This is a genomic window from Enterococcus sp. DIV0436a, assembly GCF_051711605.1.
In the GTDB taxonomy this organism is placed as follows: Bacteria; Bacillota; Bacilli; order Lactobacillales; family Enterococcaceae; genus Enterococcus_B; species Enterococcus_B faecium.
The window spans coordinates 334513-349185 of record NZ_JBIONA010000001.1 but is presented as its reverse complement, the minus strand read 5'-3'; the positions used below and the strand labels follow the sequence as shown (position 1 = coordinate 349185).

Genomic DNA, 14673 nt, shown 5'->3' with positions numbered 1-14673 from the left:
ATTAGTCATCTCCATTTTTGATATAGAAACGTGGCGTCATCAATACCATGTTGGTCTAGATTGATCGTACGGATCCCTTTATCTACACCAAATTTTGTATGAATCAGCTTTGTCAAAGTATTGCCGGGGGGAAATTCAATCGTCAGATCCATTCCTAATTCTTTTGCCAAGTCCATCATTTGGTTCCACTGCACAGGGAAAGCTAGGTTTTCCAACAAATCTTTACGAATCTCTTCTGCGTCCTGAGTGGCTCTTCCATCCGTATTTTTTATATACAAACATCTAGCATCAGATAGATGGACAGACTGCATATACGGCTTGAATTTCTTGACCGTATCATTCATCAAGAGACAGTGAGATGGCACAGGGACTTTCAGCAGCTTCGCTGTTTGCGCTTGGTGCCGTTTGGCTTCTGCCAACGTAACGGATAAACCTTCGATACTCCCAGATAACGTATGTTGCATCGGACAATTTTCATTTGACAGATAAACTGGATGGTCAGGATCAAATGTTTTTGCTACAATTTCCTCAGCTTCGCTTCTCGTCACACCTACTACTACGCCCATTGCATAACCGCTTGGATAAGCTTCTTTCATTAAGACTGCGCGGTGATAGACTAGTTCCGCTGCATTCTCAAATCTCAAAGATCGACAAGCAACAGCTGCACAAAAAGCACCAATCGAATGTCCTGCTGCAATATCAGGCTGAATACCGTTTTTTTCCATTTCATCTAAATAAAATACTGCTTTTGTCAGTAATGCTAGCTGGATAAAAACCGTATCTTGATAGTTTTCTTCTTTATCAACTAACCGATACCCCGTCACATTTTCTAAACGTTCCATGTACATTTCAGGGATATCCGCTAACATCCCTAACTTCTGACTGCCTTGTCCAGGAAATAAGAAACCTGTACTCATGAGCCTCGCCTCCTCAGCACTTACTTTTTCCACTGCTATCTTAGTCAATTTCTGCTATAATAAAAAATGCCAAAAAAAGAAAAAACCATAACAAAAAGGTATGGATAGGATGGATAATTATGAAATTGCTTCATCTGCAGTATTTTAAAAAAGTATTCGAAACAAAAAATGTTACCCAAGCAGCCAAAGAATTATTTATTTCTCAACCTGCCTTGAGCCGTGCGATCAAACATTTGGAAAACGAATTAGGTGTCCCTTTGTTTTACCATAGCGGCAGAAACATTGAGACGACCGTTTATGCAGAAGAATTTTATCCATATGCAGTCAAGACATTAGACACATTAGAAGAAGGAATCAAATTATTGTCTTCGGTCAATGAGAAGATCGTTACTTCCGTCATATTGTATTTAGAGGTAGCCTCTGTTTCTATTCCGAACTTGGTCCGAATTTTTATGGAAAAGCATCCTGATATCCAATTAACGATCATGCAACATCATTTACCAGATGATATTACCGATCCTGTACTGTACATCACTTCGGAGATGAAGCCTGGCATGACCAATATTCCTATCATGAAAGAACCTGTTTATGTCGCCATTCCTAAGAAACATCCTCTTGCGAAAAAAGAACATCTGCAATTAGAAGATATCCAACGCACCCCCATCTTGATGCTGTCAAAGAGCAACGCCTTCCGTCATACACTGGATGCAGCACTTGAAGCGAAAAGTATCGAATTGACGATCAGTTCGACGACAGATGATCCTGCGACATTACGTTCTATTGTCAAGCAAGGATTAGCTGTTAGCTTTTTCCCAAAAGTTTCTTGGTCTTACGATAAAAATGATCCTTTCGTCTTGCGGGAAATCAAAGATTTGCCCTTGACACGAACAATTTATTTATCTTCTAGCTTCACAGAAGATCATCCTTTGATCAAAATGATTGCAAAAACGATGCGGGAATTTTATTTAGGAAAATAAAAAAAAAAGAGCTGGGACAAAATTCTTGTCGCAGCTCTTTTTTCGAACAAACGGTGTTCCAGAAGTAATTTCTTAGAAAATAAGCCGAAATTTCCCAAAAATTTGAGAAGCAATTTTCGTAAATTCCTTCTTATTTCTTGAAGCTAAACATTTCTGTCACAACCTCTTCTCTATTGTCCTAGACATTCATTGCGTTGATTTAAAACTTCCATCAATCAAATCTGCTAGTTCATCTAGCTTTTCTATTTTACGTAGATCAATAGAGATCCAATGTTCTTTATTCATGTGATAGGCTGGAAAATACCCCTCTTTTCCTCGCAAAATTCCGCCAAGTTCAGGATCGACCTTCAAATCAAGAATATTGATGATCCTATGGTCACTTGCATCATCATAGATTTTTTCTTCTGGAACAGACATCAGGACCCCAAACCATTTTTTGCTTTTTTGATGTCTGAATACGCAATAATCAGGAAATTTTTTAAAAATATATTCTGGAGACAAATTGTATGTTTCATTGATGTGATCGATTAGTTCTTTTTTCGTTAGCATCTGCTTCCATCTCTTTCTTATTGATTCGCTTTATTCAAAGATACCACGTAAGAATAGAAAAATGAATACAAGTAGTTGCTAATCAAATACTTCGATATTTTTCTTTTTTATCAACTCTTAAATGTTCAATCCGCCTGTGTTGGTCTTGCTACCATCTACTATTAAAATGTTTATTATTGTTTGCCCACCTATTTTTTGATTTTAGTGGTATCATTTTTCAAGTTCATGATGAAATTCTTATCATCAGTAAATGCTCCAGAAAAATAAACAATGATTGAAAAATCAGTTGAAACTTGACCACCGTTTATTTTCTCCGTATTCTTAGAATAGAAGGGAGTCTGATTGATGTATTCACTAATGAAAAAAATCATTACCGAAAAAGATATTCGACGTCATGTTTCTTTAGTAGAACAATTGCTGAATCATACAAAGATAACCGTAAATGAATTAGCTGAAATCATAGGGACAACCGAACGAACGATTTATTCTGACCTTCAATCTATTCGCTCTCAACTGCCTGAAGGCTGGGACATCATTAGCGATCAAGCAGGGATCAGTTTGCAAAACCAGCAAAATTTATTAGCAAATGACCTTTGGGAGATTTTTTTCAAACAATCAGTCAGTGTCGAACTATTGAAAAGTCTGCTTTTTACAAAAAAAGTTGCTGTCCCTGATTTTCTAGCCGACCATGGGCTTTCTTATGGGACATTGAAAAGACATGTGACTAAAATCAATCAGCGTTTAGCAAGTTACGACTTGCAGATCGATTTGACGAAATATACCGCTTCTATTCTTGGGAAAGAGCGTGCGATTCGCACTTTCTATCATCGACTGCTGATTCCTTTTACTCATAACAACTATTTTTTCGAAGATTATTCGATTCATGAATCCCTTTATTTTCAATTTTTAAAAACAATAAATCGAACGGAGCTAGCGGTTGAAACAGAAGAGATTTTTGGAACATGTTGGTTCTTTATCAATACGATCCGTATAAAAGCGAATTGCCGATTAGATTCTTCTATCCATATCAACAGTACACTCTCCTCCCTGTATGACTCTGCATTGAAAAAATTGTATTTAACGGAAGGTATTTATCTCAAAGACACTGAGCTTTCTTTTGCTTCTTTCTGCTTTCTGGAAAGTTGGAATTACAACAATAACTATGGACAAGAAACCGCTCGCTGCCTGCATCATTCTCCATTTTTCGAACGCATCGAAACGTTTGTAGAGGAATTAGCTTTAGAGCTGTCTCTTGATCAGCTAAAAAAAACGTCTCTGACTGATAACTTGGCTCTCCTCGTATTAAAATATCATGAATCGCCGATACTGATTGAACCTTTGGAACGCCAATACCATCGTTTTTTAGAGACGTATGATCAGCAATATGCACACTTGTATCAACAGAAAGAGAATTTACTGAACGATCTAAAAAAAGAAATGGAAATCAATGAACCAAATTACTTTCTCCAGCTCTTGTCTTTACTGATCCAACAAACGATTTTTTCTATCAAACCGAATTTGTTCAATGTCTATTTTATTTTCCAAGGAGAACCTTCATGGAAGGCGTTCTTGCAGCAGGAATTAAAAGATTATCTAGGAAAACGTGTCTGCTTCTTACCTATCGAACTAACCGATCTTTCCACTATTTCTTTCGAAAAAACAGATATCTTGATTTCCAATTTCCCGCTGGATTCTCTAGATATCCCTATCGTATACATTTCTTCTATTCCTACGAAAAATGAGCTCAATCGTTTGACTGAACTCACTTTCAAAACTTTTTTATAGTAACGGCTAGCGACTGTATTCTCTAGCTGTTTTTTCTTTTTTGCGAAACAGTTTATTCATGATCCCTTTTTCTATTTCTACAACCAAGAATAGAAGAATCACATTTGCCCCAATCAATAACTGTTGTGTCATCGTTAAACTTACTGTACCGATCAGCTGCTGGCCGATTGGCAGAAAAATAACCATCCCCTGCAATAAAGCAAGGATACCCAATGAAAGAAAAAGCGATTTGTTTTGCAAAAGACCTTGGTTCAATGACGGCTTGGACAACTCTCTGCAATTGATCATGTAAACAGCTTGAGCTAAGACGATATTTTGCAGAAGAATGGTTTGCTGTAAGCTTTGCCCTTCAAATTGCATAGCCAATAAATAGGCAGGAACCATGATCAGTAGTGCGACATAGATGATCCGAAACAAATGATAACCATATAGGATTCCTTGCTTTGGATCTCTCGGTGGACGCTTCATGATTTCTGGATCTGGCGACTCGAACCCTAATGCATAAGATAAAGTGATTGTCGTTACCATATTGACCCATAAAATCTGTACTGGGGACAAAGGTAGCGGGCGATTCAGTATCAGCGCCCAAATTAAGATCAATCCTTGAGCTAATGCAGTTGGTAAGAAGAAATTGATGGTCTTTTGCAAGTTATCCAAAATGCGCCGACCTTCTTTTACGGCTTTTGCGATCGTATGGAAATTATCATCTCCTAAAACCATATCAGCTGCCTGTTTGCTTACTTCACTACCTTTGATTCCCATAGCGATTCCTATATCGGCTCTTTTCAAAGCAGGTGCATCATTTACGCCGTCTCCGGTCATTCCGACGATTTCTCCATTTTTCTGCAAAGCTTTCACGATTCGCAGTTTGTGTTCTGGTGTCGTTCGAGCAAAGACATCGACTTTTGGTACTTGTCGAATCAACTCTTCATCAGACATAAGATCCAAATCGATCCCTTCTAAAACTTTAGCAGTATGTTTTAAGCCAATTTGTTCCGCAATCGCTTTTGCTGTGTCTTTATGATCCCCCGTAATCATTTTCACTGAGATCCCTGCTTGTTGGCATTCCTTTACAGCTTTGACTGCACTTTCTTTTGGCGGATCGATCAACCCGGCAATCCCTGCAAAAGTTAATTGGGTTAAAGTCTCATGCGTGAGTTCCTGTTTCGAATCTACTTTTTTATAAGCAAATCCTAAAACACGCTGACCTTTTTTCGCAAACGCTGTGGCTGTTTGACCCCATGCTTCTTGTTCTGAAGAAGAAAGAGTTGATTTAGCCAATAATACTTCTGGCGCACCTTTGACGTAAATCACCGCTCCTTTTTCCTCCGTATGCATCGTTGCCATATATTTGTATTCAGAGCTGAACGGAATCTTTGCTTCTATTTTTTTCAAAGGCAGATTGGCTGTTTCTGTGTGTCGAATCAGTGCAAGTTCTGTCGGATTGCCACTTAAATTTTCTGTTTTCTGTTCTTCTTTTGTTTTTAATTCCTGACAGTTTTTCATAATGGACAACACGCAGGCTTCTTCTTTTGCTGCTATATCCACAACTGTCATTTCATTTTTTGTCAATGTCCCTGTCTTATCTGAACAGATCACTGTCATAGAACCTAATGTTTCTACAGAAGGCAGTCCTTTGATGATTGCCTTTTCTTTTGCCATTTCATTTACTCCGACAGATAGGATCATGGTCAAAACAGCTGGCAATCCTTCGGGTACCATTGACACCACCAAAGCGATCATAGCCGAAAGAAGGATATGCCAATCCATACCATATCGAAATGTCGTAAAAATAACTAAGAATAGGCTCAAACAAAGAATGCCTTGAAAAATTTGTTTGTTTAATCGGTTGATTTTTTTAATCAGAGGCGTCGTTTGTTGTTCGACCGATTGCAATGCTTGATTGATTTTACCGATTTCTGTCGTGTTTCCTGTTTCTACAACGACACCGACTGCAGAACCAGATTGTACAAGCGTTCCTGAAAAAGCCATATTTTTCTGGTCGCCGATCGATTCTTCTTCTGTCAAAACGGCATGACTTTTTTCAGATGCTTCTGATTCTCCCGTCAAAATCGATTCTTCCACTAATAAATCATGTGCTTCGATTAATCGGATATCTGCTGGAACGACATCTCCGGCACGTAAGACAATGACATCTCCTTTTACCAGTTCTTTCGCAGGGATTTTTTCTTGCATCCCGTCTGATAGTACTATCGCTTCTTGTCCCATCAGCTGCTTCAAACCATTCAATGATTCTTCCGCTTTTCTTTCTTGCCAGTAACTAACGAGTCCATTGACGATCACTACGAATAAAATAATACTTCCTTCAATATATTCACTAGAAGCAAATTTCAAAAAAGAGGCAATGATCAACACGATCATCAGCAGATCAGTAAAGTGCTTTGCTATTTTTTTCCATCGTTTTGTCTGCTGCCTTGCTTTTATTTCATTATATCCTTGATCAGTCAGGCGTTTCTGTCGTTCTTCTTGCGACAAGCCTTCTGTTGATGTTTGATAGTTTTTCAATACATCTTCTACCGTCAATCTGTACCAGTTCATCCTATCCCCTCCTGTTTAATTGATACTGTTATTATACGCAGGGAAGTTTTTTCAGGCGTATCGATTATTTCAGGGAGGTCTGAAATAATTCGTTTTGCAGAATGTATCTGGGCCTAACTGATATTTCTATTGCTTATTCTTTTATATACAAAATTTAAGAATACAAACCAGATAACCAATAAAAAAGGAATAAAGCGTGTCGTGCTTTCGAATAACAAGCTGAAAGCAATTGAAGTAAAAAACACCAACAAAGCAAGATCTTTATATCTTTGTGTAGTGTTCCGTTTCTTTTCTTTAATAAATTGAACATGTGCACACAAGATCGAAGACCACACAAATAGAAAACAACTCGTTGTCATGCCTGCCAAAAGCTGAAAAAACAATCGACTATCAGCTACAAAAAAATGTAGACAAAGACCGGCAAAAAATAACATTCCTGTAATTAAAATACCGTGTAAAGGTACGCCTTTCTTAGAAAGCGCACAAAACCAATGGGGCAAACTTTTCTCTTTTGCTGTTTGATATAAAATCCTGCTAGTACTGTAGACTGCACTATTTGCTGAGGACAAAGAAGCAACCAAAATCATTAGATTGACAATTGCTGCTCCGCCTTGGCAATGGATCACTTGCAGCATAGTCACTAAAGGACTTTCTTTTAAATCTAAACAATGCCATGGAACAACAAATAAAATCGACAAAATCGTTCCTATATAGAAAAAGAGAATACGCCAAGGCAGACAGTTGATTGCTTTTTTCAAATTCTTTTGCGGATCACTTGTCTCGCCAACGGTTAAGCCGATCATTTCAATTCCAGCAAAACTGAATAAAACCATAGGAAATGAGACTACCATTCCAGCAAAGCCAAACGGTAGTAATTCATCGATCTGTCCAAAATTTTCTTTGATTCCGATAGACTGGGTATGAAAATCTGAGACACTCAATCCTATACCCAATAAGATAAAAAGGAAAATCCCCAAGATCTTGATGATTGAGAAAAAAGATTCCAATTCACCAAACCACTTGACTGCAACAAGGTTGACTGCCATTAAGATCATTAGTGCGCTACCTCCGCTTATCAAAGCTGGTACATGTACAAACCAGAAATGGATATACAATCCTATTGCTGTTAATTCCGCAAGTCCAGCTCCAAGCCAGCAAAGCCAATAAGTCCAATTGACAAAAAATGCCCACTTTTTGCCTAAATAATAGTCAACGAAATCACTGATAGAGTTAAATGTACTATTTGCTAAAAATAAATCACCCATGGCCCGCATCAAACCATAAATAGCCAAACCGCATATCAAATAAACGAGAATAACAGCTGGCCCTGCTGATGCAATTGCCTTTGCTGAACCTAAAAATAATCCTGTTCCAATTGCGCCACCTAATGCGATTAACTGGATATTTCGATTAGTTAGAGTCCGTTTCATTGCCGGTTTTTCCATCAAGTTCACCTTTTTCTTTTTCAAGCAGCATGGCGACTTCCTGTTCCCAAGAAGGTTTCTTTATTTTTTCAATACAGAGTGGTACTACAAACAAAATGACACTGATGGCTGTGACTGCAATTAGATTGATCCATGTTCCAGCTTTCATCGTCAGTCCGACAGAAAATCCGATTGCCGCAAATAAAACAATAACGACAGTCCAAACTCCAAGATTGCTCTTTTTCTCTTTTTTTCCAATTCTAAATGGTCGATTCAACTTTGCATGTGTATAACGCAATCTCAAAACTGCGATCCCCATGATGACATAGACGATACAGTAGATAACAGTAGTTGAATTTACGAGCATCAAAAATGCTTGATTGACGCCAGGAATCAGCAAATAAAAAAGTGCAAAGATTGAGATAATGACAGACTGAGTCAAAATAACGGATTTGGATACGTCAAATTGATTCGTCTTCCAAAAATTGAATTTTGGTGGATACGCACCTTTTCTAGCACTTTCTGTCACTGTCTTTGCTGGTCCTGAGGCCCAAGCAGATAATTGGACTGCTACACCAATGAAGACAAGTAAACTAAACAGATTCACAATAAGATGTGGCAAACCAAGAATTTGGCAATAAATCGAAATAGATTGCGCGATATTATTCAATTCCATTTGTCCTTTTGGTACGACATTTGCTACAACTAAAGCATTCAAAATATTGACGAAAAATATAAAAATTAACGCGGCAAATACTCCGCGAATATACGTTTTAACTGGATTTTTCAACCGAGTGATATACACAGAGGACATTTCGATACCAGTAAAAATAAACATGATCGGCGCAAAATAAACAAATGAGGATGCAGTCGTAGTATCTGGTATTAATTTGTCCCATGAAAAACTGCCTAATGTTCCGGTTGGTACGATCCCAACTTTGATCCACGCAGCAAACCCTAATAAGAGCATCATCGTCAAAGGCACGTACAATCCTAACCAAACACCGACTTTTCCGCCGATTTTTGCCATATCAAATTTCAAATTCAAAAAAATGATGATCCAATAAACGACTAAAATAACAACTAATGTAAATTTGCTGTTCAAACCAAGCGGCACATTATCGATAATATTACCAAACAACGGAGCGAGTGCTGAAGCGACCATCACCATCCCAGGAAACATTTGGACCCATAACAGCCATGAGACAACGAATCCCCATTTTTTTCCCAGAGCATTCGATACCCAAAGTTCTGGACCACCTTTTTGGGGAAACATTCCGGCAAATTCACCAGAGATCAATGAGATTGGAAAAGCGTACAATAATACTGCAACCAGCATGTAAAAAATCATCGTCCAGCTCGTTGCTGCTACATCTGGAATATTTCGTACACTTGCTACAAGGGCGCAGGTCATTCCGATAAAGGTCATGGTCGTGATTTGTTTTGATGAACCAGTATCTTTCATCTTTATTCCTTCTTTCAATAGCGACATATGTTTTTGTTTTCTTTTATTTTTGTTCAAGAACAGAAATAACAAGGTTTCATCGATTCAGTACAAAACCCAGTATCACCGAAACATCCATTGAACGATCTTAGTGAACTGGGTTTGATACATGAAACGAACGATCCAACTTATAGAACGTTTTATAAAAAAGAATATCTTGGCGAGGAATATATGAAAAACAGGGGGAAATACAATTGTTTTGATGAAGCAAATAATTGTCTGTTCTCCATATGTCTCTTGTTATTCTTTCACACAAAAATCAGTTCTATTGGATGATTTCGTTTAGTTTCTTTTCCATTGCTTTGGCGATTTCCTTTGTATAAAAATTGAAAATTCGATCATCATTCAAATAAGGAGTCATGATAGCCGCACGTAGCAGAGTGATTTTCTGTTCTTTTTTCCATTCTTCTTTCGTTAGACCCATTCTTTCAATAAAACGAATCGGAGAATCACCGTAATCTCCTTGTGTAAATGTAGTATGAGAAGTAATAAACCGTTCACCATAAACATCGCCATCCATATAAGAAGACCGATCGAACATTTTTTCATTTAATTCATTGATAGCGTTCAAATCTGTACAGCCTTGTTCTTTGAATACCCAATTGACCATATTAAAATCAGGATGATTCAATGGATAGACTTCGATTGTTTTTCCTTTAACAGTAAAAGTCAGATGATCGAGAAATTCTCTGAATCTTTGAGCTGCCTCGATTGAAGCCCCAATCAATTGACCATATCCGGTCACATTCAATGGCAATACACGATGTGCTGTCCAGACGGCGGCGGCGGTTGCTCCAGCTTTTGATCCTTCCAAAATATAAGCTCCTAACATATCTGGAGCCTTTACTGATTTTTCAAACACATATGGCGCGAAATAAGAAATGATATTTCTCATATTTTTGTGTTTGATTACGATTCCTCCAGCAGCATAAGGGACATAGCCCATCTTATGAGGATCTATCGTGACAGAATCCGCTTCTGAAATAGCTCTGAACCCTTCATATACCTCTTTGTCAATCGTTACGCAGTGGTGGAAAACATGATGTTCTTCAAAGAATTCAGCTAAGGAAGCATACGGCACAAATTCTCCTGCTTCGTTTAGAAACAGTGAACGCGCATAGCCGCCATATGCGGCATCAACATGTAAATAGAAATAGATCCCTTCATCTTTTAACCTTTCTCTTAATTGGACGATTTTATCTACACTGTCTACTTGACCTTCTTCTGTCGTTCCTACGACAGCAACCACACCTAGAATTGGGATTTTTTGTTCAGCTAATTCACGAATTGTTTTTTCCAAAGCATTAATATCCATTCGATAATCCTCTTGAACTGGGATAGCAACCATCTGATCTAAGCCGACTCCGCAAATATCTAACGCCTTCATCCAAGAATAGTGTTTTGTTTGAGGGACCAGCCATTTCCCTAATCTTTGGATATTTTTTCCGCTACGGGAAGAAGCTGCTTTGACCTCATCCATTTCTTCGTCCGTAAAGCTTTCGATCATTTCCAAAATTTCTTCAACAGATAAATTCAAAAGTTCCCACTCAGACATTTTTTTCACTTTTTCAGGCAGCACTTCCTTGACAGCTAAAGGAATCGATTTGATGCAGCGGGCGTACCATAATCCTTCAAGATTAGCAATAGAACCATCTGCTGCAATGTGTCCCCATCCGTCTGTCATATTGAATAATGAAGCAAAATCCTGTCCTACTTCTGCTTCCATTTGCGAAGTTGCCATAGAAGATTCCAATGCAACATTATTTGGGTTCCACAGCATCGCATAGTTGTAAGCTAATAAAGCAGGCATCAATGTTTCAGCATTCATTTGTCCCCAGTAACGGCCTGCTGAATGCCATGGGATCGATCCTGCGCGTAATCGCTGACTGACTTCATCCAAGACCTCTATCATATGGTCGCGGGTGGCTAGATAATCTGGAGTGAGCTTATCTCCTTCGCTAATTGCAGGCATATCTGAAGGAATATAATTTTCTCTCCATCCAAGATGTTCATCTACCATCTTGTTCAACAACATTTTATAAACTGGTCCATTTTCAGCTTTGTCGCCTATAAAGACGGCCTTGATATCCATATCTTTCATTTTTCTTCCCTCCATATTTTGTTGGTCAATGTCTCGCAGATACATGTGTTTATCTGTAACACCTCTTCACTATAGCGCCAAAAATGAGAAATTTTTTTTATAACATCAAATCCACGTAGATTTTTACAAACAAAAATAAATAAAGTCGGATTTTTCTGATAATTCAACGCAAAAAAACGAACAATTTTTCAATAAATCAGTCTTCTAAAATAGATAACCTAAAAAAAACGAACAAACAAATAAAATGACTGTCCTTCATTCACTAAACATATTTTTATTTTTTTATATTGTTAAAAATTCACAATTTATTTTTTAATAGAATTATCTGTTTTCCAAATTTTATAACATAAAAAACCTTTTTTAACGGCATTTATATGCTTTTTCAGAAATTAACTGATGATTTCAAAAAGAAAACATGTCATAATATTTCCCATATTGTGCAAAAAAATACAAGGCGGAGGCTCTACTATGATTGAAGAATATATTGAGAAAAATATTTTAAGACAGCTGTTTTTATGTGGGCAATTCTATGTAAATAAAGAAGTCAATCTAGAAAAGCTCTCCAACCTCCTGCATGTTTGCAAAACCACTTTGCTCAATGATATCAATAACATAAAAAAAGAATTTGAAGAACAGATCGCTTATACACATCGGGAAAAGGACCGTTACACTTTATATTTTTCAGAACATATACCTCGATGCAAGATCATGCAGCAATTGTCTCAAAATTCGTTGTTTTTAAAAACTTGTCTGCTTTATTTGGAAGAAGATGAACCTGATTATCTTCAATTAACTGAATGTGAATTCATCTCTGTCAGCAAAGCTTATTCATTAAAAAAACAAGTATTAGCTTATTTTAATGACTGCGGGATCGAAATCGACCGCTACTCCCCTCGATTCACTGAAATGGAAAGACGTCTGCTGCTTCTTAATGTGTCGTATCGTTTAGGCGGTTTTAATTCTTGGGAGCTACCTGAATCGTTTTTTGAACGTGCCGATCGTTTCATTGAATCCGTAACGGAAAATAGTGGCAGATTTTATGATAAAGAAAATAAAGAAATCTTATCGATTGGTTTTGCTATCAGTTTCCTACGCCAGCAAGTGTGTGCTGTGACAATAGATTCAAAATTTATCGAAGAAATCAAAAAACGTCCTATTTACAATTATGTCGAATCAGCATGGGAAAACACTGATTTCCAAACCTATTATAAAAAAGAAGAATTCGCCTTTATTTTGACACTATTCAATCTTTGTAATTATGGTTTCCATTCTTATCAGTTGATTGCGGAAGACTTTCAACAGCTACACCAAGTGTTTATTGACAATACTCCCGAAATAAAAGAACTAGTTGCTACCTTTGAATCTCACTTCAATCAAGAATTATTCGGAAACCAACCATTCGAACGTGCGCTGATTCATCTGATGCGTTCGGCTTGGGATAACTATCAATTATTCATGCCAGAAAAATTTTATCTTTTAAATGAGGAACAGACAAATTTATATAAAGAAGTCCAGACAATTTTTTCCAGCTGGTCCAGCCAGTTACCTTATGATCTACGGTTGAATCCTAATTGCATGCGGGCTTTTGTGATCGAATTGAGCGGAATTCTCCGTCTGACAAAAGAACATCTGACTATCTATATCGTCACAAATTCGGATGTTCATTATCTGATTTATCGGGAAGCCTTGGAAGCTGTAACTACTTTCGATTTTCAAGTTGCACCAACAATTTATTCAAGTATATCTGATATAAAGAAGTATGCGCAGCAGTCCTCAAACCGGGTATTATGTGAACGTACATTATATACACCAGATGCGGTCCAATATGAAAATATTATTCCTATTTCGATCAATACGATCGATCGAGCTATCATTTCAGCTGTGCAAAACAAATAAGGGGCTGTGACAAAAATCATGTCACAGCCTCTTATTTGTTGAAGATGCCCATTTCTGTAACAATCTCTTGATACACATCAGGCTCACAACCTCACTTATTTTGGACATCTACGGGTCCGATCTCTTTATTTAAAAAATAAGAAATGATGGTTCGGATAACTACCAACGCCGCTAGTTGGAAAATATCCTGCAAGGTAGGTTTGATAATCGATTCGATGATCCCCGCTGAAACAAGAATTTCCAAACTTAGAAGTATATAGCCTCCCAACATCTTTTTAATAGCATTGTTCTCGCTGACTCGGTCGTTTTGTACTTTTGTATGGACAAATAAATATTTCAAAAAATCCTTGATTGATAGACAAACACCCCAAACCAATAAACAGATAGCAAAGATATCAAGTCCCAGTACAAGTTTTTCAAAATATGGAAGAAGAAACTGCATCAACTCTGTCGTCATCCTACCTCTCCTCTTCTTTGTTTTTCTTTGTCTTCTATTTCCTGATTCAAGAAATAAGAAATGACTGTTCGAATGATAATAATAAGTGCAAGCTTCAAAATATCTGTCCAAGTCGGCTTGATAACTGACTCGATGATATCAGCAACGACTAGTACCTCCAAGCTTAACAAAATATAACTTGCTAGCAGTTTTCTTGTATCTGCATTACGAGTATTACGTTCTGCATAGTTTTTCTTGACATGAGACCAATCAAAAAGTTTGAATAGAACAAGAACGATCCCGACAATTAAGATACCGATAGAACAAATATTTAAAATAGCAATGATCCATTCTAGAAATTCAATTAAATTTGAGCGAAACATATACGCTACCTACTTTCTTTTAATTTGTTCCTATTCTTTTATTGTAAAAGAAAGTTACCTTGTTCGTCTATTTAAAAGTTGTTCTAATGATAACGGTTCGCTTAAATTTTTCTTTTTCACTCTCCCATTTTTCTCCCCCCAT

General features: G+C 37.3%; 12 protein-coding genes. 3 read left to right on the top strand and 9 right to left on the bottom strand.

What is annotated here, in order from left to right; translation table 11 throughout:
- Positions 1 to 5 precede the first annotated feature (5 nt).
- On the bottom strand, positions 6 to 917 hold the full coding sequence (locus IGL15_RS01655; RefSeq protein ID WP_002287550.1) for an ACP S-malonyltransferase: 912 nt from the start codon (positions 915 to 917) through the stop codon (positions 6 to 8).
- A 119-nt stretch (positions 918 to 1036) separates the two neighbouring features.
- Between IGL15_RS01655 and IGL15_RS01650 the strand changes: the two genes are divergently transcribed.
- The gene (locus IGL15_RS01650) at positions 1037 to 1894 is read left to right on the top strand and encodes a LysR family transcriptional regulator (protein ID WP_002287551.1); all 858 of its coding nucleotides are present in this window, start codon (positions 1037 to 1039) and stop codon (positions 1892 to 1894) included.
- 186 nt (positions 1895 to 2080) lie between these two features.
- Here IGL15_RS01650 and IGL15_RS01645 read toward each other — a convergent pair whose 3' ends face one another.
- A complete protein-coding gene (locus IGL15_RS01645; protein ID WP_002287552.1) occupies positions 2081 to 2443 on the bottom strand; it encodes an MmcQ/YjbR family DNA-binding protein in 363 nt (120 codons plus the stop codon).
- A gap of 188 nt (positions 2444 to 2631) precedes the next feature.
- Positions 2632 to 2814, bottom strand: a complete 183-nt coding sequence (locus IGL15_RS01640) for a hypothetical protein (protein WP_002294711.1) — start codon at positions 2812 to 2814, stop codon at positions 2632 to 2634.
- Here IGL15_RS01640 and IGL15_RS01635 point away from each other — a divergent pair.
- The gene (locus IGL15_RS01635; protein ID WP_104765321.1) at positions 2789 to 4228 is read left to right on the top strand and encodes a helix-turn-helix domain-containing protein; all 1440 of its coding nucleotides are present in this window, start codon (positions 2789 to 2791) and stop codon (positions 4226 to 4228) included. The two genes, IGL15_RS01640 and IGL15_RS01635, sit on opposite strands and share 26 nt — an antisense overlap.
- Before the next feature lie 6 nt (positions 4229 to 4234).
- Here the strand turns inward: IGL15_RS01635 and IGL15_RS01630 are convergent, their stop codons facing one another.
- The 4 genes from IGL15_RS01630 to tdc form a co-directional block, all read right to left on the bottom strand.
- On the bottom strand, positions 4235 to 6787 hold the full coding sequence (locus IGL15_RS01630) for an HAD-IC family P-type ATPase (protein WP_104765322.1): 2553 nt from the start codon (positions 6785 to 6787) through the stop codon (positions 4235 to 4237).
- A gap of 113 nt (positions 6788 to 6900) precedes the next feature.
- Positions 6901 to 8232 (bottom strand): amino acid permease, encoded by a 1332-nt coding sequence (locus IGL15_RS01625; protein ID WP_002287558.1) that lies wholly within the window; start codon positions 8230 to 8232, stop codon positions 6901 to 6903.
- Positions 8198 to 9676, bottom strand: coding sequence for an amino acid permease (locus IGL15_RS01620; RefSeq protein ID WP_104765323.1), 1479 nt, complete (start codon positions 9674 to 9676; stop codon positions 8198 to 8200). The genes IGL15_RS01625 and IGL15_RS01620 overlap by 35 nt, the downstream gene beginning before the upstream one ends.
- A 304-nt stretch (positions 9677 to 9980) precedes the next feature.
- A complete protein-coding gene (gene tdc, locus IGL15_RS01615; protein ID WP_104765324.1) occupies positions 9981 to 11816 on the bottom strand; it encodes a tyrosine decarboxylase in 1836 nt (611 codons plus the stop codon).
- A gap of 468 nt (positions 11817 to 12284) precedes the next feature.
- On the opposite strand from tdc, the gene IGL15_RS01610 reads away from it, so the two are divergent.
- The gene (locus IGL15_RS01610; protein WP_002287562.1) at positions 12285 to 13712 is read left to right on the top strand and encodes a helix-turn-helix domain-containing protein; all 1428 of its coding nucleotides are present in this window, start codon (positions 12285 to 12287) and stop codon (positions 13710 to 13712) included.
- A gap of 91 nt (positions 13713 to 13803) precedes the next feature.
- Here the strand turns inward: IGL15_RS01610 and IGL15_RS01605 are convergent, their stop codons facing one another.
- Positions 13804 to 14169: a DUF1622 domain-containing protein gene (locus IGL15_RS01605; RefSeq protein WP_002307868.1), complete on the bottom strand. Its 366-nt coding sequence runs from the start codon at positions 14167 to 14169 to the stop codon at positions 13804 to 13806.
- Positions 14166 to 14531, bottom strand: coding sequence for a DUF1622 domain-containing protein (locus IGL15_RS01600; RefSeq protein WP_002287567.1), 366 nt, complete (start codon positions 14529 to 14531; stop codon positions 14166 to 14168). The genes IGL15_RS01605 and IGL15_RS01600 overlap by 4 nt, the downstream gene beginning before the upstream one ends.
- Between the last annotated feature and the right edge of the window lie 142 nt (positions 14532 to 14673).

What these genes read in the sequence shown, in the direction of transcription:
- IGL15_RS01655 (WP_002287550.1), bottom strand. Translation starts at nt 917, where the DNA reads ATGAGTACAGGTTTCTTATTTCCTGGACAAGGCAGTCAGAAGTTAGGG.
- IGL15_RS01650 (WP_002287551.1), top strand. Translation starts at nt 1,037, where the DNA reads ATGAAATTGCTTCATCTGCAGTATTTTAAAAAAGTATTCGAAACAAAA.
- IGL15_RS01645 (WP_002287552.1), bottom strand. Translation starts at nt 2,443, where the DNA reads ATGCTAACGAAAAAAGAACTAATCGATCACATCAATGAAACATACAAT.
- IGL15_RS01635 (WP_104765321.1), top strand. Translation starts at nt 2,789, where the DNA reads ATGTATTCACTAATGAAAAAAATCATTACCGAAAAAGATATTCGACGT.
- IGL15_RS01640 (WP_002294711.1), bottom strand. Translation starts at nt 2,814, where the DNA reads ATGATTTTTTTCATTAGTGAATACATCAATCAGACTCCCTTCTATTCT.
- IGL15_RS01630 (WP_104765322.1), bottom strand. Translation starts at nt 6,787, where the DNA reads ATGAACTGGTACAGATTGACGGTAGAAGATGTATTGAAAAACTATCAA.
- IGL15_RS01625 (WP_002287558.1), bottom strand. Translation starts at nt 8,232, where the DNA reads ATGGAAAAACCGGCAATGAAACGGACTCTAACTAATCGAAATATCCAG.
- IGL15_RS01620 (WP_104765323.1), bottom strand. Translation starts at nt 9,676, where the DNA reads ATGAAAGATACTGGTTCATCAAAACAAATCACGACCATGACCTTTATC.
- tdc (WP_104765324.1), bottom strand. Translation starts at nt 11,816, where the DNA reads ATGAAAGATATGGATATCAAGGCCGTCTTTATAGGCGACAAAGCTGAA.
- IGL15_RS01610 (WP_002287562.1), top strand. Translation starts at nt 12,285, where the DNA reads ATGATTGAAGAATATATTGAGAAAAATATTTTAAGACAGCTGTTTTTA.
- IGL15_RS01605 (WP_002307868.1), bottom strand. Translation starts at nt 14,169, where the DNA reads ATGACGACAGAGTTGATGCAGTTTCTTCTTCCATATTTTGAAAAACTT.
- IGL15_RS01600 (WP_002287567.1), bottom strand. Translation starts at nt 14,531, where the DNA reads ATGTTTCGCTCAAATTTAATTGAATTTCTAGAATGGATCATTGCTATT.